The organism is Thermomonospora echinospora (genome assembly GCF_900108175.1).
GTDB classification, from domain to species: Bacteria; Actinomycetota; Actinomycetes; order Streptosporangiales; family Streptosporangiaceae; genus Thermomonospora; species Thermomonospora echinospora.
The window spans coordinates 137195-160076 of record NZ_FNVO01000012.1 but is presented as its reverse complement, the minus strand read 5'-3'; the positions used below and the strand labels follow the sequence as shown (position 1 = coordinate 160076).

Here is a 22882-nt window from a genome sequence, read left to right as displayed (position 1 = left end):
CTTCGGCGTCAGGCTCGCCTATCGTGGACCGCAGGGGGGACCAGCCCGCTATCACCGGGCTGGTCCTCCTTGCGGCTATGACGACAGCACCGCCTGCAGGTCGGGGCGAGTGCCGGTCTCGGCGCACAGGTCCAGATCCGCCCAGACGGTGTGCCCGCCGTCACCGCTGCCATGGATGCCCAGCGCCATGGCGAGTTTGGAGACCGCCCGCAGTCCCCGCCCGTGCTCGGTCATCGGCTGGTCCGGCAGTTCCGGCAGCACGATCGGGACGCCCCCGCCGCCCTGATCGGTCACCCCGACATAGGCGACGTCATCGAGCACGACCTCCAGGCCGAACCAGCCCCCGCGATGACCGGAGTAGCTGTGACGGACCGCGTTGGAGGCCAGCTCGGTGACGATGAACCCCACCTCGTCCTCATACCCGGTGCCCGCGAACAACGACACCGCGAACCGGCGCGCCACCGCCACCTGATCCAGCCGCCCCGGATACGTCCGCCGCCACCGCAACGGCTCCGGTGAGCGCAACCACTCGGCGGCCGACTGGTACCCGGTCCTGCAATTGCCCATGTCGATTCCCCCATTCGGTGATACCACCCGCCACCGGAACACCGGCGATGACCATCACGGGCGGTCCGGCCACCATCAGGAATCACCTCATGCCAGATGGTCAAGTCATTCACTCATCCCACAACTCCACCCGCGATCACAGAAAAGCCTGAGATGAGCCTTCTCCACAAAGACCTTCTGACGAGGATTCACATCCACACTTTGAGATCTACGGAGAGAGGAGTTTTCGGCAGGGCGCGACCACGCAGCAACGGGCAACAGCCGGTGCACTGCCCAGGCCCCTGCACGCCCTACGACCCCTCGTGGCCGGCTAGATCACAGCGCACGAACTGCTCCTACACCTTCACCCGCTCCTCATACGGGCTGCCTCGTGGGGCCTACCAGGTACGGGTGACGGTGGAGTGAAGCGGGACTTGGAGCGGCTCCGGCGGGACAGGCGGGACGCTGCCGCCGCTGAGCCGTGCGGCGAGCTTCCCGGTGCGGGTGACCGAGGCACAAAGCCTGTACAGGTGAAGGGGGTTCCGACGGCATCGACCGGCAAGACGCCGTCCACAGCTCCGCGACCACAGAGGTGAACAAAGACCGGAACGGCTCACTCGGCGGATTCGAGCGGCAGCTCCAAGACGAGGACGTCCATCAGCGGAGCGCCGGGCCAGCCGGGACGCAACTGAGAGACCCTGCGCCAGCCCCAGCGGGTGTACGCGTTGTAGGCGGTGGCGTTGTCCGGGCGTACCAGCAGGGTGGCGCGTTGCTCGGTACGGGCGCTCAGGAGGGCATCGTGCAGGGCGTGGGCGATGCCCTGCCCGGTCCAGGCCCGCCTCACCATGAGCTCTGACAGGGCGAAGGTGCGGGTGCCGTCCTCGACCGTGAACCCCGACTCAGGCTCGGACACCAACCCGCTCCACCAGGCCGTGTCGGGAGCGAGGGCCCAGCCCCAGGTTTGCCCGACGGTGGTGTCATCGGCATAGGCGAACACCAGGTCGAAGCCACCACGACCGGTGTAGGCGTCGAAGCGGGTCATGAACGCCTCGTCACTGGCGAAGGCATCGCCGGTAGCGATGCTGTCGGCGTAAGCGTCGCGGTGGATGTCGGCGACCAGGTCACGGTGCCGGCGGGCCTCGGCGGCGTCCAGCCGCCGGAAGGTCACCTGGTCGGTCATGTCACCGATCCCCCGACCGGGACGTGTCCTGCGCGACCAGTAGACGGTGGGGCGAGGATCCGGACCGCGGCGTCGAACCGTTCGCAGAACTCTTCGGCCGATGCCCCGGCGGCCTGACGGACGGGCCGTAGTTCGTTGAGGACCCGCACAGAAGTGAGCTTGCTGCCTAGATCACCCACAACGGCCAGGCCCTCGGTGACCGCGCCCTGGCGGTCGCCGGCGGCGCACAGGGTGGCGGCGGGCCGGGCGCGGAAGTAGACCTGGTCGCGGGGCGAGCGTCGGCAATCTTCCAACACCATCTGGTAGAGCCCGGCAGCGGTGTCAGGACGGCCGAGTTGGAAGGCACCCATCGCCTCGTATGCGGTGATCTCCGAGTGGGTGACGAATCCGGTCCAATTCTGGTCGGTTTCGTGCTGGCCACGGTCGATCTCGCGTCGTGCCTGACCAATCGAGGCGCGGAACGCCACCGCGTCACCGAGTTGGGCATGCGCACCGGCCTGACGCAAGGCGATGAGCGCATGCAGTGCCGGAGACGGCAGGTGACGGGCGGCATCGGCCGCTCGGTCGGCGAACCTCAGTGCTTCCCGGGCCCTGCCGCGCCGCTCGGTAATGCGGGCCAGATGGGTGGCTTGCTGGGCCATGTTCGCGTACACGTGCACCAGCAGCTCGTTGTCGGCGGCGCTGCCAGCCATCAGCTCGGCCTCGCCGTACAACGCTCGTGCGGTGGCCTGGTCGCCAGAGTCGTAGGCGAGCCAGGCAGCAACCACCCCCAGGTCGGCGGTGACGACCAGCAGCTCGCGGCCCACCTGTTCGGTGTAATCCGACTCGTCCAACATGGCGCGCGCCCGGCCGAACAGCCGCAATGCTTGGGCGCGTAGGCTGGCGCCGCCGATGATGCGGTCCTGGTCTTGCAACTGCTCCAGACAGGCCCGCAAGTACCGGACATGACCACGGTCAACCCGCTTGGGAGCTGGCAGTACGGCACCCAGCGCAAGCCCGGATGCCATCACGGCGAACTGACGGCGATCCAGCTCTCTGCCCGGCTGCACGGCGTCTCCCCAGGAGGCGGCATCTTCGTCGGATTCCAGCTCAATATCCGGCCTGCCCAGTATGAGTGGCAGCAAAGCCTGCCGTGGCACCTCCAGAAGATCAGCGACCCGCAGAATCTCCCGGACGTCATGGAAGGTGTCGCGTTTGCGCCGTTCTATCTTGGTGACCACCGACTGGGACCAGCCGAGTAACTGCCCGAACTCCAGCTGACTCATTCCGGCGGCGGCACGCAGGATGGCCAGCACGGCCGCCATGTCCGCCCGTGCCAGGGCCTGGCGCAGCGGGCCCGAGTCCCACAACCACACCGGAACTATTCCGGCGCCGTCCCGGACGTTGGCCAGGCAGACCCCACACAGCGGATTCGGGTTGTAGCGGCTCAGCCGGGTGGTCCGGCAGGCCGGGCAGACCTGCTCGTCTCCCTGCCTTTCCATGCAGCTCGTCTCGCTCTCCGTCGGTCACCGACCCTGCCCTCAACGTAATCGGAGGCCGACCGTCAGTAAGGCCAATGTGGCCTAACCACTCATGACCACATCAGGACGCTTCGACGTTGGCCCGGGAAATCCGCTCCACCACGCTCTCCGGTGAATGCCTCGCGAAAACGCAGACGACCCCGGCCCGGCGTGCACTCGCTGAAGGTCCCGGGATCTGATCACGAACGGAGGTCATGGCCATGAGCCGCAGTACCCAACCGCCCGCCCCCATGACGGACGGCGAAGCCGTCTCGTCCACCGACCCGCGCCGTGCCGCGTTGCAGGCGCTGGCCGGGCTACTGCGCGGCCGGGGGCTCGCCGTCACCGTGGAGTCCTGGCATCTGACCGCCACCGATCACGACAGCGGCCGATCGGTGGAGGTGTGGGCGCAGCACCGCTCCGCCGACCAGGACCGCCTGTGGTTCTGCTGGGCCGGCGGCGCTCCCATCGTGGAGGCGGCCAACCTCATGGACGCGGCCCTGTACGTCGGGACCGAGCTGTGCCGCGAGTCGTGACCGCGCCCCATGGGGTCGGCGGCGTCCGGCTGTCCCGCGAGTTGTGGGGCGCGGTGCTGCACGCCCTGCACTCCGACAGCCTGGCCGTCCGGGAACGCGTCGCCGCCAGCGTCGAGGCCATCGGTCCCCGGCCATGGCGAGCAGACCTGCGTAAGCCCGGCCTACCGGCGCGCAGGCTGGTCGACATCGGTCTGCCGAGCACCGAGCCCCAGCCGGATTGGATCAAACCCGGCCACGCATCCCCCGTACGTCCACCGGCCCGGCCAGGCCCGCGACGAAAGCGACCGTCGATGAACCCCCGCAAGCTCATCGACACCGACGGCACCAGGCCGCACCCGGCCCGGGTCTGGAACCACTGGCTCGGCGGCAAGGACGGCCATCCCGTCGACCGGGAGGTCGGCGACGCGATCGCCGATGCGTTCCCTGAGATCGCGTACGTGGCCATGCAGGGGCGGGCCTTCCTGTGCCGGGCCGTCCGCCATCTGGCCGGGCAAGAGGGCGTCCGTCAGTTCTTGGACATCGGCGCCGGCCTTCCCACTGCCGACAACACCCACGAGGTCACTCAGCGTGTGGCCCCCGGCTCCCGGGTCGTATACGTCGACAACGATCCTCTGGTGCTGGCCCATGCCCGAGCCCTGCTGGCCGGTGGCGAACGCTACGCGGCCGACTACGTCGAGGCCGATCTGCGCGACCCCGGCCGGATCCTGGCCGAGGCCGCGCGAACGCTCGACTTCTCCCGGCCGGTCGCGGTGATGCTGCTGTCGGTCCTGCCGCACATCGCTGATGACGAGGAGGCCACCTCAATCGTGCGGCGCCTTATGGAGGCCGTCCCGTCCGGGAGTTTCCTGGTGCTCTCCCATGAGACGACCGACGCCCCCGGTGGCTACCGCTTCCAGAAGACCGTGAAGCTGTTCGAGGAGCAGGGCGGCCCCGCCTGGGTCACCTGTGACCGCGATCAGGTGGCCCGGTTCGCCGAGGGGTTGGAGCTGGTCGAGCCGGGCGTTGTCTGGACGTCGTACTGGTGGCCCGACCCGGCCCCGTGGGAGCCGACGCCGGTCCACCAGTACGCGCTGGTGGCGCGCAAACCCTGAAGACCAGGGTGAGGGCCGTCCCGCCCCCTCGGCCCTCACCCTCCGCAAGCCGGGGGCGGCGAGCCCAGTGGAACCCCCCATCCCTGGGACGCCGCCCCCGCCCAGACCCCCTGCGCCCTGTTCAAAGGAAGGTGGCTTGTGCTCGGATCCGCCGCTTGGACGCTCCGCCCAGCCTTGCTGGCGATGGTGATCCTGGTTCGCCAAGATCGCAGTGAGGGGTCGCTTCGGGCCTACACCGTGCAGGAGCTGCCCTGGGTGGCCCAACGCGTCCAGGCGGCGGGCATCGAGGCGGTCAAGCTGTTCGCCGCCGACCAGGCCGGATCGTCCGGCATCCACGGTGAGGATCCCGGCTCGGTGATGGCGCGAGCGATCCGCATCATCAAGCGGACGTGCCCACGCCTGCAGGTGTGGACGGAGACGTGCCTGTGCTCCCACCTGCCTTCCGGCGAGTGCCATCTGAGCAAGGACGGGCGGCCCGACGAAGCGGGCACCATCGCGGCCCTGTCCCGCCAAGCCGTCGCCCAGGCCGCCGCCGGAGCGGATGTGGTCGGCCCGGCGGCGATGGTTCCGGGCTCGGTCGAGGCCTGCCGTCGGGCGCTGTGCGCGGCGGGCCTCGGCCACGTCGGGGTGATGCCCCACCTCATCATGTGCTCCGGCCTCTACAGCGGATACCGGGCCACCATGGGTATCACGCCCCCGGCAGAGTCCCGGCGGTTCCAGCTTCCGGTGGGCGGGCACACGGCCGCCGCCGTGGAACGGGGCCTGCTGATGCTGGCCGAAGGCGCGAACGCCCTGTTGATCGAACCGGCTCTCTTCTCCGCCGACATCCTCGCCGGCCTACGCGCCAGGACCGACGCCCCGCTCGTCGCATTCTCCGTCTCCGGGGAGTGCGCGGCTCTCCCACCTGCGATCCTCGCGGAGGAGTACACCATGCTCCTGCGCGCGGGCGCGTCCCGCGTGGCCAGCCATGCGGCCCTGACCGTCGCCGATACCCTCAGTGATCGGCCGTCCCATCGCCCTACGACCGGGAAGCCCTCGCCATGACCATCGTTCCTTCCGGATCACCGCAGGCGCTCACACCGGCCACCGCCTACTTCCGGGACGCGCTGCCGAAGCGACCGCTGCGGCTGGGTGGGCGTACCAGTCATCTCGCCCGTGCGTATGCGCGGCGGGTCATCGACACGCTGACGTCTGTCGTCCCGGGGCTGCGGGTCGAGTACGTGCCCATCACCACCTCGGCCGACCGGTACAAGGGCGACCTGTCGGAGCTGGGCGGCAAGGGCCTGTTCATGAAGGAGATCGACAAGGCCCTCATGGTCGGCGAGATCGACGCGGCCGTGCACTGCATGAAGGACGTCCCCGGCGACGTGCCCCTGCCCAAGGGGCTGGTGTTCGCCGCCTACATGCAGCGCGACGACGTCCACGATGCCGTCGTGTTCCCCGAAGGATCCAAGTACAGCAGCATCGAGGAACTCCCCACCGGGGCACGGATCGGCACCTCAGCGGTGCGGCGCAAGGCCCAGCTGTTGCGGTGGCGGCCCGACCTGAACGTGCAGCGCTTCCGCGGCAACGTCATCCCCCGCCTGACCCGCCTGGACGAAGACCGCGAGGTCGACGCACTGGTCCTGGCCCGCGGCGGCCTAGCTGCGGTCGGTATGGACCACCGCATCTCCCAGGTGGTCGCCATGGAGAAGATGTGCCCGGCTATCGGCGCCGGCGTCGTCGGAGTCCAGTGCCGCAAAGCCGACGAAGGCATCGTGGAACTCCTGCAGATGATCGACCACGCCGAGACCCGCACCCACATCCTGGCCGAGCGCACCATGCTCCACGCCCTCCAGGGCCACTGCAACTCCCCCATCGCCGGGCACTGCCACACCACCCAAGACGGCCAGCTCAGCCTCATCGGCATGGTCTTCAGCCGCGACGGAGCCACCTTCGCCTACGCCCACGAATGGGACACCCCCGACCACGCCCACGAACTCGGCGCCTACGTCGCCGCCACCCTCACCCGCAAGAACGCCCGCAGCATCATCGCCGGCACCCGCCTGCACCAAAGACCGTGACAACCGGCATCGCAGCCCCGCAGACAGCGGCCCATGCCGTACTGACCGACCACCGGGGGCTGGTCCTGCTGGTGAACCCGGCGTACAAGAACAGATGGCACCTACCCGGCGGCTACCTCCGCCCAGGCGAGCTGCCCTCGGCCGCAGTCACCCGGGAGATCACCGAGGAGCTGGCCATCACACCTGCGCTTCCACCGGCGCCGGCGGTCATCGCATGGGCACCGCATGGCGGAGACCGGCTCCTGCTGTACTACGCGGCCGAACTCAACACCGAGCAAGCCCGCAGCATGCAGATCGACGGACATGAACTCGTCGGGTTCCGATGGTGCGCCCCAACCGCCCTGGACGAGTGGCTTCATCCAGCCATCGCCGACCGAGCCCGCCTCGCCTTGGAAGCCTCCCGACGCGGACAGACACTTTTTCTCGAACCCCACAGGCCCAGCCAATGACGCAGACACATGCCTCCCACCCGAACCAGACCAGGGACCACTTCGCCGAAGAAGCAGCGCCCGGAACGCAAGGGCACGCCAACCGCCATGGGCAACGTTCCAGGTCTCAGAGCAAAAACGACGAAGGAACGCACCGGGCACCAGATGCATCCGGGCCCAGCTGAGCTTCCCCCTGTAGCACGGACTGCTGACCTGAGGTCACCTGTGATCATCAGGAAGGATGTCCCCATGCCTCAGCACTTACCGCAGGTCGGGCGCCAGTTCGGCCAGCAGGCCGATGACCTCGGTGACGTAGCGGTGGGCGGTGGCCAGCCCGACGCCGAACGCGGCGGCCAGGGCGGAGAAAGTCTCGTTACGCCGCAGATGCACTAGCAGCGCCTGGCGGCCGGGCGGCAGCACCCGCCAGCGCGACCCGATCCGGCGGCGGTGGCCGCGGATGAGATCGGCCACGAAGGTGCGGGTCCGGGGCGACAGATCGAGGGCGGCGCGGTAGAACAGCACCAGAAGCTCCTGGCAGGGCGGTCGTTTTGGTCGACTCCGCATCTACCAGGAGCTTCACTGCTTCGTGCTCGGGTCGCCTGCTCTGCAACCACCCCGTGACCAGCACGATCAGGATGGAAACAGCTCACTCCTTCCTACAGCGCTTCATCACACACCACATGCTGGTTAGATGGTCGGGTGACGTCCTATGAAGTGCTTCGGAAGCCGAGTGCCACAAGCAACCCCGCCAAGCCCACCTCAAAGAAGTCGCCAGATCCTCGATGGCTCCGTTATGAGAAGGAGGTCTACCAGCTAGTCAAAGATGGCGATCCTGCGGCCAAGGTGGAACACAATCAGCGGGTCCATGGCCAGTTGAGTGGCAAGATGCGCCAGATTGATGTTCGCGCAACAGGCAAGCTAGCGGGCAGCGAGATACTCATCATTGTCGAATGCAAGCGACGAAAAGCCCCGGTTGGAATCGGAGTTATAGACGAATTCATAGGAAAACTCTTGGACGTCAGAGCAGATCAGGGGATCCTATTTTCCTTCACCGGGTTTACCGAACCTGCAATTGCTCGAGCAGACGCTGCAAGTCACCCAAAAGTTGGGCTGGTAATTCTCGGTGAGCCAGAGAAGAAGATTGACGAATTTGTGCCCTCAAGTGCGGTCTACGCACGAGAGGATGCAACGTATGACGCAATGAGAGAATCTCCATACGAGCACCCCAGCCAACGTCGACGCCGAGCGACAGAGGATTACAGGGAGTTTATGGAGAACGAAGATGTATCCCTAGTTCGCTACGCCTATTAGATGGGCTGCGAGGCGACATTCCGGCACACATGCAGCACCTAGGCGACCAAAGCATTTGGAACCTTATCAGTTCGATAAGCAAGACTGCATTCGATGCCGGTGCACCTGGTCAGGTGCTGAGTTGGAAGACCAAATCGTCTACCTCATAGGCTGAGATCGCTAGAGGAATCGAGTGAGTGACATCGACCGCAGCATCGACGGCGTCGCCAAGACGATTGCCGAGGTACTGGAGAAGAAGAAGTACTCCATCGATTACTACCAGCGGGAGTACAAGTGGGAGTCCAAGCAGATGGCCGAGCTCGTGGCCGATCTCACCACGAAGTTCCTCGAACTCTACGAGCCTGACCATGCACGTAGGGACGTCGCAAAGTACCGCGGCTACTACCTTGGATCGATCATCGTCTCCCAAAAGGGCAGCCAGCCTTTCATCGTCGATGGCCAACAGCGCCTGACCAGCTTGACACTCCTTCTCACTTATCTGCGGCGGCTGCAGCAAAACCGTGAGGACATGGTTGACATCGACCAGTTGATCTTCTCTGAGAAGTTCGGCGAGAAATCCTTCAACCTCGACGTCCCTGACCGCAAGGACTGCATGGAGTCGCTTTTCGAGCACGGCGAGCACGAACCTCCGCTCGACGCGCCGGAGTCGGTCCACACTTTGGTAGGACGGTACACCGAGTTGGACGGGCTCTTTCCCGAAGAGCTCAAAAGCCGCGCGCTGCCGTTCTTCATCGACTGGCTCAAGGATCGGGTCCAACTCGTTCAGATCACTGCCTACACCGATGACGACGCCTACGCGATCTTCGAAACGATGAACGACCGTGGCCTCAAGCTGACCCCGTCCGACATGCTCAAAGGCTATCTGCTGGCCAACATGGAGGACGGTGAGCCGCGCACCAAGGCCAACGACCTTTGGCGCAAGCGGCTCCGGGCCCTGAATGAGCGTGCCGACGACGCTGGCTCGGATTTCCTCAAGACGTGGCTGCGCAGTCAGTACTCCACCAAGATCCGTGAGCGCAGGAAGGGCGCTCGTCCGGAGGATTGGGATCGCATCGGCACCGAGTTCCATCGTTGGCTGCGCGGCGCTCACGAGAGAATCGGTTTGAATTCCCGCACAGACTTCTACCAGTTCGTTACCCGGGACTTCGACTTTTACAGCCACCAGTATGAGCGGATTCTTGAAGCGTCGTCAGGCACCTTTCCCCCCGACAGCCCACTACGGTACATCCGCTACAACGCTGACCTGGGATTCACGCTGCAGGACCAACTGCTGCTTGCGCCCTTGCGAGTCGAAGACAGCCAGCAGACCATCGAACAGAAGCTGGAGATCGTCGGCAGGTTTACCGACATTCTACTCGCCTGGCGCATCTGGAACTTTCGCGCCACCGCCTACTCGACGATGCAGTACGCCATGTTTAATGTCATGCGCGACATCCGAAGCTTGGGCATCGACGAGTTGGCGAAGGCGCTCCGCGACTACCTGCATAAGATCGACGAGACTTTCGACAGTAACGACGACCTATATGTTCACCAGCAAAATCGCGGTCAGCTCCACAAGATTCTCGCCCGAATCACCGACTACATCACCGTCAATTCTGGCCAGGCGTCCCTATACATCGAACTGACCAACGGCACGAAGGTGAAGCACGAGGTCGAACATATCTGGGCCGACCGCTACGAGCGCCATACCAATGAGTTCAGCCACGAGGCCGACTTTGCTCGCCACCGAAATCGGATCGGAAACCTGCTGTTGCTCCCCAAGCAGTTTAATGCGAGCTACCATGACGACCCTTATGAGCAGAAGCTGCCCCACTACTACGGGCAGAACATCCTCGCAGCCAGCCTCAATGCTTTGAGCTACCAAAAGAACCCCGGCTTCGCCTCTTTCATCAAGTCCAGTGGACTACCGTTCAGACCATACGAGGAGTTCAAAGCCGCCAACGTCATCGAGCGAGGCAACCTCTACCGCGAGATCGCTAAGAAGGTCTGGAACCCCGACGACCTCCTCGCCGTTGCGAAGGGAAACGACTGATTCAGCCCCATCCAACCTTCCCTGGTTATTACTTCATTCCTTAAATAATCCTTTCGCAGCAGCATTTTTGGCCGCTCTGATCGAGGTATGATCAGTCGCGGCGTGGTGCTCCTGGGTCAGGAGGACCCTGGTAGGATGATTGCTCTTTCACAACCCCGTCCGCGCTAGTGGCCTCGTATGCTCCACCGCTCGTCGGGTGACAGCAGTTCAATCCCCAGTTGGGCCATCCGACGTCGGATAGCGACCAGTTAGGCTTGATCGGCGGAAGTCATCCCGCCTCCAGCCCGGCGTCGATGCGGTCTTGGCGCAGCCAGACGTAGACGGTCTGACTGGGCATCTGCAGGTCCGCGGAAGCCCTGCCACGGAGGATGGTCGGCCTTGCCCAGCTCCAGCACCTTGCGCCGGAACTCAGGAGGATAACTTCTAGGCACCTAGGGCGCTCCTCGTGATCGAAGAATGAGGACCCCAGAACGCGCCCACAAAGCCGGGGCACATCATGGTCACCCAGCCGCACCATAGCGCTGCTCCCCACATGCGGGAAAGGCCTGGTGGCCGTGGGTCTGGGGCATACCGCTGGGCACGCGGAGCATCCGGCGCGGTTGGCGGAGGGCCGCATCGGCCCCTGAAGTTCCCGCCCCTCAAGCAGACCGGACTCCTTGAGCAGGTCAGCCTGCTGCCGCGGGCAACAGATCCCGAAGATCCGTATGACGTCTCCCATAGGCCGCGTCTCGTCGACCACGTTCTGGACGTCCCAGTCGGAGCACTTTTGCTCAGCGAAAGCCCATCTGCAAATCCCCCAGACATGACGCGTCACCAACGCTAACCCTATGTACGGTGTGGCGGCCGTGTTCGCTCGTTGTTCGCTCGGTGGTTCCGGCACGGACTGACACAGGGTGGTACCGGTCAGCGCGAAAAACGCCGCTGATGAGACAGAACGGCACTCACCGACCTGGGATGGCACGGGTCGGCATGGGGGCAGACCACTTTTAATCCGTAGGTTGTGGGTTCGAGTCCCACGCGACCCACCCAGCCTGACCTGGGCGAACGCTCAGGATGCCCGGTATGCCTGGCATCCGCTTCACCCTGGTTCGTCCCCGTGTTCGCTCCATGTTCGCTCGGCGGCCCGGCCCGGGACCCGAACCGCCCCGGACGGTCCGGCCGCGCCCCTGGCCGGACTGTGTGACCGCCGCCCGTGGAACGGACTGATGCCCCGCCTGGCATCCGTACGCAAGTTCGTGTGTGGTCCACCTGATCCGCAACAGCCTCCGGCCGGTCCCACGCAAGCACCGCGCCGCCGTGGCCGCAGAGCTGCGCAAGGTCTACACCGCGCCCGACGCCGCCCTGGACGCACTGGCCGCCTTCGCCGGCACCGACCTCGGCAGGCGGTATCCCCAAGCGGCCAGAATCTGGGAGACGGCCTGGGAACGGTTCGTCCCGTTCCTGGCCTTCACCCCGGCCGTCCGCAAGCTGCTCTACACCACCAACAGCATCGAATCCCTCAGCTACCAGCTCCGGAAAGTGACCAAGGCCCGCGGGCACTTCCCCACCGACGACGCGGTGGTCAAGCTGCTGTGGCCGGCCATCGTCAACATCGAGGACAAACGCGCCCGCCAACGCGCCGCCCGCGCTCGCCAGGACGGCATCCGCGCCGGCTATCCCGGCCGGCTCATCGAGGGCACCAAAACCTACGGCTGGACCGACGCCCTCAACGAACTCGCCGCCGCCTATCCAGGCCGCATCCGGTAAAGACAACCAGACCCGCTACAAGATCACCTTTACACACCTCGAGTTACCGGCTCCCCGGACCAGCGCTTCCCGCTCGAACTCGAACTGCGGTTGCGCAAACCGCAGAAGCGACCCGGACTCGGTGGGCTCCGGTCAGGGGCGGGGACGAGGTCAGCCGCTTGTGGGGAGACCGGCGTCGTGGGCCAGGATGGCGGCCTGAACGCGGTTGGCGCAGTCGAGCTTGGTGAGGATGCGGCTGATGTGCGCCTTGACGGTGCCGGCGGCCATGTAGAGCCGTTCGGCGATCTCCGCGTTCGAGAGCCCGGCCGAGACCAGGCGGAGCACGTCGCGTTCGGTGTCGGTGAGCCGCTCGATCCGGCTCCTGGCCGCCGCCTCGGCGCCGCCGGAGCCGGAGATGAGGTGGCGTTCGATGAGCCGGCGGGTGATCTGCGGCGCCAGGATCGACTCGCCGGTGGCGGCGACGCGTACGGCGCGGATCAGCTCGGTGGGCGCGGTGTCCTTGAGGAGGAACCCGATGGCGCCGGCGCGCAGGGCCTCGGCGACGTTGCGGTCGTCGTCGTAGGCGGTGAGCATGGCGATGTTGGTACGCGGCGACTCCCGGGCGATACCGGCGATGGCGGTGAGCCCGTCGCCGCCGGGCATGTGCACGTCCAGCAGGGCGACGTCGATCTCCTGCTCGCGGCAGGCGCGGACGGCGGCGGGCCCGTCCGCGGCTTCGGCGACGACCTCGATGTCGTCTGCGTGCTCCAGGATGAGGCGGATTCCGGCACGCATGAGCGTCGCGTCGTCGGCGATGAGGGTCCGGATCACCGGGTCATTCTAGGAGGCTGAGGACGATCAGCACGGCCAGGCCGGTGACGACCGGGACGGCCGCCAGGGCGCCCAGGCATCCCGCGCCCAGTACGCGGGGCAGCGTCAGCACCTCGGCGTCGAGCGGGGGCGGCACCTCGCGCGGCTCGGGTTCCTCCCTGGGCACCGGGGGGTCGGCGGGCACGGACGGGTGGGCGGGGAGGTCGGCTGCGATCTGGAAGCCGCCCTCGGGGGTGGGGCCTGCGGTCAGCGCGCCCTGGAGCAGGGCGACCCGTTCCTCGAGGCCGACGAGTCCCTGCCGGGTGCCGGGCGAGCGCGGGCGCGTGCCCGGTACGGGGCCGTTGGTCACGCGGACGCGTACCCGGTCGCGTTCCACGGTCACCTCGACCCTGGTACGCGCGGCCGGGGCGTGCTTGTGGACGTTGGTCAGCCCTTCGCGTACGACGCGGTGCACGGCGTGCCGGGTCCGCGGATCGGCACCGGCTAGGTCGGGGCCGGGCCACACCAGCTCCACGTCGACGCCCGCCTTCCGGGACTCGGCGACGAGGTCGGCGATGTCGGCTCGGGTCCCGCTGCGTTCGGCTTCGGGGGCTTCGTCCGTGGCGTCGCGGAGGACTCCCAGGATGCCGCGCAGCTCGCTCATCGCGGTGGACGCGGAAGTGCGCAGCAGCTCGGCCTGGCCGCTGAGCTCGGGCGCGGTACGGGCCGCGGTGAGTTCGAGGGCGCCTGCGTGCATCGAGATCAGGCTGAGCCGGTGGCCGAGCATGTCGTGCATTTCGGCGGCGATGCGCGCGCGTTCCTTCATACGCGCCTTGTCAGCGGCCAGCCCCTGTGCCCGTTCCAGGTAGGCGTTGCGTTCACGTAGCAGGCGGACGCGCGGCCTGCGCTGACCCCGCAGGGCACCGGCGAGTGCCGGGAACACGAGGAGAACGGCGACGCTGATCGCGTTTCCGGCGAGGGCCGCTTCCAGTCCGTACGGCGCGTTCCGTTCGACGGCGAGGGCAAGGAGCAGCCCGGCCGCCGCGGTCGCCGGTACGACCGCCCACAGACGCCGGGCAGGATGGACGCGCCGTGCCGTCGCGTACGAGACGATCGGCAGGACCGCCATGGCCCCAACGTTCCCGCCGGCGAGCACCGGCGCCGTGGCCGCGAGGGCCGCGACCGGCCAGCGTCTGCGGGCGGGGAGCAGCAGTGCGGCCCAGCACGCGCTCGCGGCGACGGCCGCCACCCGAGCCGGCGCCGGCGGCGACCACAGCAGTTGCAGAAATCCGGCGGCGAGCGCGACGAGGAAGAGCGCCAGTTCGGCGGCCACCACATGCCGCGCCGCCGAACGTACGGCCGTCCGCGCCTCGCGGACGGCGGCCGCCGCGCGAGTACGAGCCCATCCGGACGGCGCAGGCAACTGCGGGCACCTCACCTTCGGTCAGTCGGTATGCCGGGTCTGGACGATCTACTCCGACATGATGGCCGATCGGCCATGAGGTCGGGCCGATCGGCACATGCCCCGGTTCGATGCGCGTTCGTAGGCTGCCGAACGGTGATCGAAACCGCCGTTCACCGAGCCCGCGACCGAAAGGATCGACATGCGGCCCGAACCGCACACCGCCACCACCGACGCCTCTCGCGAGTTGAGGGAGACTCTGGTCGAGGCGTTCCGCCGGGCTATCCGGGACGGGCGGCCGGACGTGGGGACCGAGCACGTGCTCTTCGCGCTGCTCGACGGCGAGTCCGCGGCCAAGGACCTGCTGGCTCCCCGGGTCCGCGACAGCGGATCGCTGATGGGAGTCATCACGGCGAAGGGCGCCGAGCACTGGGTCGGCGAGGACCGTGCCGGCGACGGCGAGCCCCTCGGCGGCCACGCCGTCGCGGCCCTGCTGCGCGAGGCGGCATGGGCGGCGAGCGAGGACGAGGTGCCGCCACGGCCGACCGGAGCGCTCACGGCCGCGCTCGCCCAAGCGCTCATGCGGGCCGGGGAGCTGGGTGTGTCGCGGGCGAACGCGTCCCACCTCCTCATGGGTCTGCTGCACGATCGCGGCAACCGGGCGTGCGAGGCGCTGCTCGAACGGCGAGTGAACCGGGACGATCTCATCGCCAGGCTCGCGGTGCATCCGAGCGCGCGCCAGGACGGTATGCGGAACCCCGACGGCGTCGCCGGGTTGCGCAACATGGGCATGCTCAACGAGCGGGGCATGTACTGGGGCCGCCTGGCCAGAGTCCTGTCCAGCGGCGGCTTCGGATCGCCGGTCATTCCCACGGTGCGTCTGGAGGCCGAGCGCCAGGCCGTACGGTTGGGACACTCCGAGGTGACCCCCGTTCATCTGCTGCTCGGCATGCTCGCCCTGGACGACCAGCTCGCCGAGGCCGGACTGAGGCTCCGCGCCGAGTGGGCGCGCACCAACAAGGGCGCCGAGCTGCTGCGGGAGCGAGGGATCACGCTCGCCGCCATGGTGGACGCGCTTGCGGAACCGTCCACGGCGGATCCGTTCCGCCCGACGATGCACGAGGAGATCGGACGGCTCCTGACCCGCGCACGCCTGCGCTGCCACGAGCGCGGGGATCCGTCCACCGGGACCACCCACCTGCTGGCCGTACTGGTCGCCGAGCCCGCAGAGCCATGCGGCCCGCTGCTGGCTTCGCTCGGCGTGGACACCGCGGAGCTCCGCCAGGCTCTCGACCGCTGAGGTCGTGATCGCCGATCCAGGACGGCGCGTTCCACGACCTCACCGCCGCCGCTCGCCGGGATCCGCAGAGCCGGGCGGCACGGTATCCGCGGAGCCGGGCGGCACGGCCATCGCGGAGGCGGCGGCTCGCTCGACGGTCTGCTGGACGGACGAGACGGAAGGCCAAGCGGCCGTTCGCGACCGGGCCTCGGCGGCCCAGCGGGGCGCGTTCCCACGGTCGGCGATGGTGGCGACCCGGGTGAAGTGGGCGGCAGCCTCGTGGTCGCAGCCGAGGAAGGCCGCCAGCTCGCCGCGGGTATGGGCGACCGGGCGCAGCGCCACCGACAGGCTCGTGGCACCCGCCGGCGCTCGCGGTGAGGAAGCAGCGTCGCGTAGATCTCCTCGGCCGCGACGCGGTCGTAGATGTCGGCGGCGATGGTGATCGAGGACCGGCGCAGGCATGGACGGGATGAGGGCCCCGGGCGGTGTTGTCGCACGTCCGGGGCCCGCTCACGCATGTCATCGCTGCGGGCCCGCCCTGGCCGTCGTCGCACCGGTCGGCGCCGGCGGTTGCGTCAGTGAGGTCGTCCGGGTGATGCTGCTGGTCCAACCCGGCAGCGTCAACGGCTTTGGTGGGTCATGGACGTGGTCAGTTTCGCCGCCATTCCGGCGGAAGAGCGGTTCGCCTTCTGGCGCGAGATGAGCTCGAAAATGTGGATGCCGCTTGATGCGCACAGCGAGTCGAATCTAGAAAGCACGTTCCAAGCCCATGTCGCTCTCGGCGGGCTCGGCTCCGTTCAGGCAACCTTGTTAACTGCGAGGTCGCTGACGATCCAGCGCACGCCCAGGCTCATCCGCAAGTCCGACCCGGAGACCTTTTTCGTGACCTTCGCCGTGCGTGGTCACGCCATAGGAGAACAAGCTGACCGGGATGCAGAATTGCGTGCCGGGGATCTGATGCTCCGTGACAGCTCGCGTCCCTACCTGACCAGATTCGGATCGACGGACCCTGCGGGCGGCCAACTGCTCTCGTTGCAGTTCCCGCGTTCGGTGCTGCCCCTACCCGAGCGGGGCCTGCGGGAGCTCAGCGCGGTCCGCATCCGGGGCGATCAGGGTATCGGTGCGCTGGCCTCGCAGTACCTGCTGGAGTTGGCCCGGCGCCTCGAGCAGTTCAGCGCGGCCGAGGCCTGGCGAGTTTCCACCCTGACTCTGGACGTCCTGACCGCCGCGCTGGCCAGCGCACTGGACGCCAGCAGCGCGGTACCGCCGGGCAGCCGGCGGCGCGCGTTGCTCGCCCAGATCCACGCTTTCATCCGAGCAAATCTGGGCGATGCGCACCTGACCCCGAGTGCGATCGCCGCCGCCCACCACATCTCGTTGAGCTACCTGCACCAGTTGTTCCGGGCCGAAGAGCACACCCTCGCCGGCTGGATCCGCGAACGCCGGTTGGAACAGTGCCGACGCGACCTGAGCGACCCGCTCCTCACCGCCACCCCGATCGGTGCCATCGCGGCCCGCTGGGGTTTTACCAGCCCGGCCCACTTCAGCCAGGCTTTCCGCGCCGCCTATGGCCTGTCACCCCGCGAGTTCCGCCGAACAGCGGCGACCAGTTCCCGCAAGGCCCAGGACAGCGGAGCCGCTGGGCTCCGGTGAGGCGGACTTCTGCCTTCCGGGCTCAAGCCTCCACGGCCACGTGGCGGTCTCCCTGCCGACGGTGTCCCTCTTCGCGCCGGTTCCTTCGGCAGTGTGCGCTCACTAAAGAAGTGTGCACTTCGCCATAACGACATGATCCTCTTCGTCCCGCACCCTCGATCAGAGAGAACCCGACACGTTCCAGAAGGCAGGAGGACGATGAAGTACGGGAAAAGATCGACGGTGCTGGTCCTGGGTGTGGCCGCCACGCTCCCGCTGAGCGTTACCGCGAACGCCGCACCCGCCGGATCCCCCTCAAGCGCCAGAGCGTGCTCGCCTGGAACCAGCTACATCAGCAACCAGGGCGACATCGGCCTCGGAGTGATGTTCGACTGGCGGGGCTACGGAAAGATCTACGCCGAAGGCTACTACGACAAGGTCCTGCCGGTCGGCCAGCGCACGGACTGCGCCAGCGGCTTCGGCTGGCCCTATGCCGACGGCTACTACGTCGCCTCCGGGTACTGCGCCGAAATCAGGACCACCGACTCCAGCGGCAGATGGAAGTACTACAGCACCGTTCTGGCCGGGCAGTCGTGGCGCCCCGACCTCGGCCGGTCCTTCGAGAGATGGGAGGTCAACCAATTCCGCTGCTGAGGCGGGACATTCGGCCGGCCGTGCTGGGCACGGGGCGAACGTGATGTCGCGCGTTTACGCGAAGTGCGGAGATGGACAACGAGACGTCGCCGACCAACGCATCGAGGACGCATTGACGGCATGATCGGCGACTGCGGTGGAGAGGCTCCGGGGTGTTCCGGGGCCTCTCTGACCTGTGTGCTGGCCTGGGCAAACGTAGGCAGAGTCTTCCAGGACCGGGAGCGAAGGACGTTCGTCCGGGTCAGGACCTTGATCGGCTGCTGGGAGGGGCGCACCCGGCAGTATTCGAACCCGCGACCGTCGGATGAGAAGATCCCTCCACCTCCTGCCAGAGCCGCGTCAAGGCCGCCGCGTTCCACGCACGCCAAGCTCGGCGCCGATGACCGTCCCCAGGCGGATCACGCCGTCAGATGGTGCGCCAGAACGCGGGGCGAGTCGGCCCGCCGGCGGCGGGCCGATCCGATCCGGCGGCCGCTGCGGATTCGATGCCGGGCCACCCACTCGTTGCCGAAGAACCCGACGACGGCGGCCGCGGCCACAACGCCGGCGCGGTCCATGCCCCGGGGGTCGATCAGGCGGTTCACGGCCGTCCACGCGGCGAATCCGGCACCTACCGGCGACGAGGACCCGTTCCTCCGCGAGGTCAGGGCCGGGCCCTGGCCGGGTCCACACTCCTGACCTCGCGGGTACCGGGCTCAGGAATGCCGACTTCTGACCGCGTACGCGCAGATCACGGTCTGATAGCCGTGTTCGCTCGTTGTTCGCTCGGCGATCCCGGTAGCGATCGGCACGGGACGGCATCGGGCGGCATGGGGGACAGCGCCGATGTGAACGGAGTGGCATTTTCCGGGCCGGCGTGGCACGGGCCGGCAGGGACGGGGACCAGTTTTAATCCGTAGGTTGTGGATTCGAGTCCCACGTAACCCACCCAGCCTGACCTGGGCAAACCCCCAGGTTGGTTCGGTATGCCCGCCGCCCGATTGGCCCCAGTTCGTTCCATGTTCCCTCAACGGCTCGGACCAGGCCCTGGATGTCCCGAACGGGCTGCATCCCCGCCGTTCCCGGGACAGCCGTGTCACAGCGCCGTAGGCGGGCCGACATCCCGTCCCACACCCCTACTGCCGACGGGCCGGACAGTGTGCTGTCCGGCCCGTCGGCATGGCCACAGTCATGCCAGCATGGCGGTCCCGCCCTACGGTCGGCTCGTCATGCCCGGCGTTGAGATCACGGCGACGGCACCCTCGGCCGACTTATTCGACGACCTCGACGAGGCGTTGTGTTGGGCGAACGACACCTGGTGGGGTCTTCGGGCCAGCCTGTTCATTGCGATGTCCCGAAGGCGCCAACGGCGGCCGAGCGCTGGACTTCGGCGGGTCCTGATCAACGAGGCTCCGAGCCGGCGTACGGACCAGCAACCGTACGGCGGTCTCCGAGCCTCAGGGGACACCGGTGAGGAGTCGGCGTGGTCCGTCCGCGAGATGCTCGAGGAGCGGCTGATCATCCCTCAAACACCATCTCAGTGATGACACGGATGGTTCGGGACGGTGGAATCGCCTACCGTTCCGGGCCCCGCAGGGTGGCCGTATTCGCTCGCTGACCGCTCACAGTCCCGGCAGGGCAGGCGGCCGGCCGGTGAACCTGGCCGATGCCTCCACCCGCACCCGGCTTCCGCAACCGCCGGAAGGACAAGGCGGGGTCAAGCATCCACGATCCCGTCTCGCTGGGCCTCGCGGTACAGGTCGATCCTGGTCGGGACCTCGCGGCCGGCCTTGGCGTACTTTTCTCGGGCCCGAGCGAGGTACTGCTTGACGGTATGCTCGCTGATCCCCATCTGCCGGGCGACTGCCGCCCGGGTCAGGCCACCGAGCCACAGACGCATGGTGCGCAGTTCCTGTTCGGAGAACCTGGGCCGATCGCGGCGGGTATCGGCGAGCATGGCGCCGGCCTGCGACGGAGTGGTATAGGTGTCCCCGGCCGCCACGGCCAGGATCGCCTCGATGAGATGCCGCTGGCCTTCGTTGGACTCCTTGGTGATGTAGGCATGTGCGCCGGCCATTTCGGCGCGATGTACGCATTCGGCCTCGGCGTGTTGGGAGAAGACCACGATACGGCGGCCCGCCTTGGCGAGTTCAGCGATCTGGTCGAAGACCAGTTCGCCGCCGATCCGCAGGTCGATGACCAGCACGTCGGCCGTCGCCGCCGGTCCGCTGTCGAGACCGCCGAGATCGGTGGCGGTGTGCACGATCTCGACCCGTCCCGCGAGGTCCTCCGTGACCCACGCTCGCACCCCGGACAGTACGACGTCCTGGTCGTCGACGACGGCGATGCTCACGACCTCTCCCATCGTGCCTCCAGCCAGAGCAGGTCACCATCATGATCGGTGGTGACGGTGACTCCGTCCACCGAGACGTCGCCGGGGACGGCGACGTCGCCGTCGGTAAGCACCGAGATGCTGACGTGGCCGGGCGTGGTGGAGACCACTGTGACGCGGACATACCTGCGCGCAGTCGCCAGGACGGCGAGCGGGACGCCGGCGAGGGCGTACCCCCTCTGCTCGGTCATCGGCGGCAGCTCTCCCACCAGGGCCGTGTCAACCACGGCACCGCGATGCACCGCGGCGTCGATGCCGGGCTGCAGGATCCGCAGCAGTGGGTGAGAGGCATCCTCACGCTCGGCCAGCAGTTGACGGAGCACGGCCTCGGCGGTGGCGCATCGGTGCTGTACGCCAGGATCCGCCGGATCGACGGTGCCGTCGGACAACCCCCGCAAGATCGGCGCAATGAGCGCTCGGATCATCTGGTAGCGAGCTTGCCGTGCCGCAGCGACCTCTGCGATGACCCCTTCCCGTGTTTTGATCTCCCAGCGTTCGGCCGCGGCCTCGGCCGCCATGCCACCACTGAATCGAAACACCCGTGCCCCCGCCATCATGGCCAGCTGAATACTGGCCGAGGCGTATAGCAGGGTCACGAATCCCGCGATGGTGTGCCGGTTGACATTGCCTGCGGCCAGCAGGACGAAGAAGATGACGCCCGCATTGACCGCCAGCAGCGACACCAACTCGCGCATCGGCCGGTGGAGCAGGAGAAGCACTCCTATCAGCCCGACCGTGGCCCACGCCCAGTTGATCTTCAGTAGCTGTTCGCCGGGACAGTTGACCGCCATGGCCGCACCGATGGCCAGGTCTATCATGATCAGTAGCCAGGTCGCCGAGGTACGCCGGACTCCCCGGATCAAGAGCGCTGCCCCGACGGCGATGATCAGGAGCTGCAGGGCCCACAGGGCCACGGCCGCCTCGGGAGAGCGGTACTGGCCGAGGTAGACGAGCAGTGCTGCGAACGCGGCGGTGGTCTGCCACACCGCGACCGCGATGACCGTGGCAACATCGAATGCGCGATTGAAACGGACGGCGAAGAGGGATGCCGCCGATGTCTCAGTCACCGGGCCACCGCAATGTAACCCGGGTTCCCTCTCCTGACCGAGACCACACCGCGGCGGATCCGCCGACCACCTTCATACGTTCCACGATCGACCTCTTGATCCCATGTCTGTCATCGGGGAGGCGGTCTGGATCAAAGCCCAGACCCCGATCGGTGATCTCCACGGTCACCAGGTCGCCCTGCCGTTCCGCACGAACGACCGCCCGGGCCACCCCGGCATGGCGCTCGATGTTGCGAAGCGCCTCACCTGCCGCGCCGATGACCGCTAGGGCGACCGACTCCGGTACGTAGATCCGCGCGGCCTCGTGGTGTGCGACCTCGATGTCGAGACGGGAGGACATTTCGGTGACCAGCTTCCTGAGCCCTCCCACCAGGTCGACAAGGACGCCGCCGTCGGAGGCCGGAGGCGCGGCGAACTCCTCGACGACGTCCAGGGCCTGCTGCGCGCCCCTGCGCAGGCCCGGTGAGTCGGCCTGCATGGCGCCCGAGGCGACCATGCTGAGGACAGCCAGCACCGAATCGTGCATTTGCAGCCGCTGGTGGCGTTCGTCTGCCCTCCTGGCCGCCTCGACCATGACCCGCTGTCGTTCGCGGTCCCGGTCCGCGACGATGGCGTCCGCCCTGCGGCCCCCGCGGCGCAACAGCTCCATCATGGCGCTGACCACCCCGGCCTGCACGAACAACACCCGGACCTGGCTGGTCGACACTGGGACACCGACCATGTACGCGACGATCACCGTGAGCGCCAACGGCAGTCCAGCGGCCGGGCGCAGGGAGAGCTGCGCGACGTAGATGGCGGTGCTGGCCAGCATGATGGCCCAGGTGCTCTCGTCGACGACGGCCGAGACCGGGATGAACCGCGGCTGTGCGAGGAGCGCCAGCGCTACTACGGCGGTATCGCCGGCCACCAACGGGAACCTCAACCCGTGCCGTACGGCCACCACGGTGAAGAACACCGCCCACAGGGCCAACCCGCCGAGCACCAACACCTGCCAGACACGGGATATGCCCGTACCGTCGCTGACACTCGCGGCGATGATCGCCGCCGTCACGCCCCCGCAGCGCAGCGCGATGGCGAAACGGAGCACCGTGCGAGCCAGAGCGTGGTCCGAGGGCCCCGACTCCCGGACGACGCCCTCCCGAATACCGGGTACAGCCATCGATTACTTCACGAAGAGTTCATCTTGCTGGCACAACATGCAGGACCGGCACCTCGCCCGGCAGGCGGCCCACTTCGTCCTCGACCAATCGTCACCT

General features: G+C 67.5%; 22 protein-coding genes, 1 tRNA gene and 1 pseudogene. 13 read left to right on the top strand and 11 right to left on the bottom strand.

Annotation, left to right across the window (positions count from 1 at the left end):
• Positions 1-75: 75 nt before the first annotated feature.
• From C4U03_RS25200 to C4U03_RS25190, 3 genes are all read right to left on the bottom strand, one after another.
• Positions 76-567, bottom strand: a complete 492-nt coding sequence (locus tag C4U03_RS25200) for an ATP-binding protein (RefSeq protein ID WP_103940729.1) — start codon at positions 565-567, stop codon at positions 76-78.
• 592 nt (positions 568-1159) lie between these two features.
• Positions 1160-1726, bottom strand: coding sequence for a GNAT family N-acetyltransferase (locus tag C4U03_RS25195; protein WP_103940727.1), 567 nt, complete (start codon positions 1724-1726; stop codon positions 1160-1162).
• Complete coding sequence (locus C4U03_RS25190; RefSeq protein ID WP_103940725.1) at positions 1723-3207, bottom strand: helix-turn-helix domain-containing protein; 1485 nt, start codon at positions 3205-3207, stop codon at positions 1723-1725. The genes C4U03_RS25195 and C4U03_RS25190 overlap by 4 nt, the downstream gene beginning before the upstream one ends.
• Before the next feature lie 239 nt (positions 3208-3446).
• On the opposite strand from C4U03_RS25190, the gene C4U03_RS25185 reads away from it, so the two are divergent.
• From C4U03_RS25185 to C4U03_RS25165, 5 genes are all read left to right on the top strand, one after another.
• On the top strand, positions 3447-3761 hold the full coding sequence (locus C4U03_RS25185) for a hypothetical protein (RefSeq protein WP_146087517.1): 315 nt from the start codon (positions 3447-3449) through the stop codon (positions 3759-3761).
• Positions 3762-4051: 290 nt separating this feature from the next.
• A complete protein-coding gene (locus tag C4U03_RS25180) occupies positions 4052-4852 on the top strand; it encodes an SAM-dependent methyltransferase (protein WP_103940721.1) in 801 nt (266 codons plus the stop codon).
• Between the two features lie 183 nt (positions 4853-5035).
• A complete protein-coding gene (locus C4U03_RS25175) occupies positions 5036-5896 on the top strand; it encodes a hypothetical protein (protein ID WP_146087516.1) in 861 nt (286 codons plus the stop codon).
• Positions 5893-6915 (top strand): hydroxymethylbilane synthase, encoded by a 1023-nt coding sequence (gene hemC, locus C4U03_RS25170; protein ID WP_103940718.1) that lies wholly within the window; start codon positions 5893-5895, stop codon positions 6913-6915. Before C4U03_RS25175 ends, hemC begins: the two co-directional genes overlap by 4 nt.
• Positions 6912-7364 (top strand): NUDIX domain-containing protein, encoded by a 453-nt coding sequence (locus C4U03_RS25165; RefSeq protein ID WP_160147095.1) that lies wholly within the window; start codon positions 6912-6914, stop codon positions 7362-7364. Before hemC ends, C4U03_RS25165 begins: the two co-directional genes overlap by 4 nt.
• Positions 7365-7604: 240 nt before the next feature.
• Here C4U03_RS25165 and C4U03_RS25160 read toward each other — a convergent pair whose 3' ends face one another.
• Positions 7605-7865 carry a helix-turn-helix domain-containing protein gene (locus tag C4U03_RS25160; protein WP_160147094.1) on the bottom strand — a complete coding sequence of 87 codons (261 nt, stop codon included), beginning with the start codon at positions 7863-7865 and terminating at the stop codon, positions 7605-7607.
• A gap of 177 nt (positions 7866-8042) precedes the next feature.
• Between C4U03_RS25160 and C4U03_RS25155 the strand changes: the two genes are divergently transcribed.
• The 4 genes and pseudogenes from C4U03_RS25155 to C4U03_RS25140 form a co-directional block, all read left to right on the top strand.
• Positions 8043-8654: a restriction endonuclease gene (locus C4U03_RS25155; RefSeq protein ID WP_146087515.1), complete on the top strand. Its 612-nt coding sequence runs from the start codon at positions 8043-8045 to the stop codon at positions 8652-8654.
• A gap of 172 nt (positions 8655-8826) precedes the next feature.
• Complete coding sequence (locus C4U03_RS25150) at positions 8827-10686, top strand: DUF262 domain-containing protein (RefSeq protein ID WP_103940713.1); 1860 nt, start codon at positions 8827-8829, stop codon at positions 10684-10686.
• A 960-nt stretch (positions 10687-11646) separates the two neighbouring features.
• Positions 11647-11715 (top strand) — tRNA-OTHER (locus C4U03_RS40605).
• A 204-nt stretch (positions 11716-11919) separates the two neighbouring features.
• Positions 11920-12432 (top strand): annotated as a pseudogene (locus C4U03_RS25140) (transposase); the annotation flags it as partial.
• Positions 12433-12582: 150 nt separating this feature from the next.
• Here C4U03_RS25140 and C4U03_RS25135 read toward each other — a convergent pair.
• Positions 12583-13242: a response regulator gene (locus tag C4U03_RS25135; protein WP_103940707.1), complete on the bottom strand. Its 660-nt coding sequence runs from the start codon at positions 13240-13242 to the stop codon at positions 12583-12585.
• A 4-nt stretch (positions 13243-13246) separates the two neighbouring features.
• Entirely contained in the window at positions 13247-14644 is a 1398-nt protein-coding gene (locus tag C4U03_RS25130) for a sensor histidine kinase (protein WP_146087514.1), read from the bottom strand.
• A 181-nt stretch (positions 14645-14825) separates the two neighbouring features.
• On the opposite strand from C4U03_RS25130, the gene C4U03_RS25125 reads away from it, so the two are divergent.
• A complete protein-coding gene (locus C4U03_RS25125; protein WP_103940703.1) occupies positions 14826-15923 on the top strand; it encodes a Clp protease N-terminal domain-containing protein in 1098 nt (365 codons plus the stop codon).
• Positions 15924-15962: 39 nt separating this feature from the next.
• Here the strand turns inward: C4U03_RS25125 and C4U03_RS41250 are convergent, their stop codons facing one another.
• A complete protein-coding gene (locus C4U03_RS41250) occupies positions 15963-16244 on the bottom strand; it encodes a hypothetical protein (protein WP_200827455.1) in 282 nt (93 codons plus the stop codon).
• A gap of 297 nt (positions 16245-16541) precedes the next feature.
• Between C4U03_RS41250 and C4U03_RS25115 the strand changes: the two genes are divergently transcribed.
• Complete coding sequence (locus C4U03_RS25115) at positions 16542-17555, top strand: helix-turn-helix domain-containing protein (RefSeq protein WP_103940701.1); 1014 nt, start codon at positions 16542-16544, stop codon at positions 17553-17555.
• Positions 17556-17753: 198 nt separating this feature from the next.
• On the top strand, positions 17754-18188 hold the full coding sequence (locus C4U03_RS40600; RefSeq protein ID WP_160147093.1) for a hypothetical protein: 435 nt from the start codon (positions 17754-17756) through the stop codon (positions 18186-18188).
• Positions 18189-18586: 398 nt separating this feature from the next.
• Here the strand turns inward: C4U03_RS40600 and C4U03_RS25105 are convergent, their stop codons facing one another.
• The gene (locus tag C4U03_RS25105) at positions 18587-18772 is read right to left on the bottom strand and encodes a hypothetical protein (RefSeq protein WP_200827454.1); all 186 of its coding nucleotides are present in this window, start codon (positions 18770-18772) and stop codon (positions 18587-18589) included.
• 381 nt (positions 18773-19153) lie between these two features.
• On the opposite strand from C4U03_RS25105, the gene C4U03_RS43025 reads away from it, so the two are divergent.
• Positions 19154-19711: an aldehyde dehydrogenase family protein gene (locus tag C4U03_RS43025; RefSeq protein WP_146087513.1), complete on the top strand. Its 558-nt coding sequence runs from the start codon at positions 19154-19156 to the stop codon at positions 19709-19711.
• Positions 19712-19884: 173 nt separating this feature from the next.
• Here the strand turns inward: C4U03_RS43025 and C4U03_RS25095 are convergent, their stop codons facing one another.
• The 3 genes from C4U03_RS25095 to C4U03_RS25085 are packed head-to-tail and all read right to left on the bottom strand — an operon-like array spanning position 19885 to position 22785.
• Positions 19885-20532: a response regulator transcription factor gene (locus C4U03_RS25095; RefSeq protein WP_103940697.1), complete on the bottom strand. Its 648-nt coding sequence runs from the start codon at positions 20530-20532 to the stop codon at positions 19885-19887.
• On the bottom strand, positions 20517-21626 hold the full coding sequence (locus C4U03_RS25090; protein ID WP_103940695.1) for a hypothetical protein: 1110 nt from the start codon (positions 21624-21626) through the stop codon (positions 20517-20519). The genes C4U03_RS25095 and C4U03_RS25090 overlap by 16 nt, the downstream gene beginning before the upstream one ends.
• Complete coding sequence (locus tag C4U03_RS25085) at positions 21619-22785, bottom strand: sensor histidine kinase (RefSeq protein WP_103940693.1); 1167 nt, start codon at positions 22783-22785, stop codon at positions 21619-21621. The genes C4U03_RS25090 and C4U03_RS25085 overlap by 8 nt, the downstream gene beginning before the upstream one ends.
• Positions 22786-22882 lie beyond the last annotated feature (97 nt).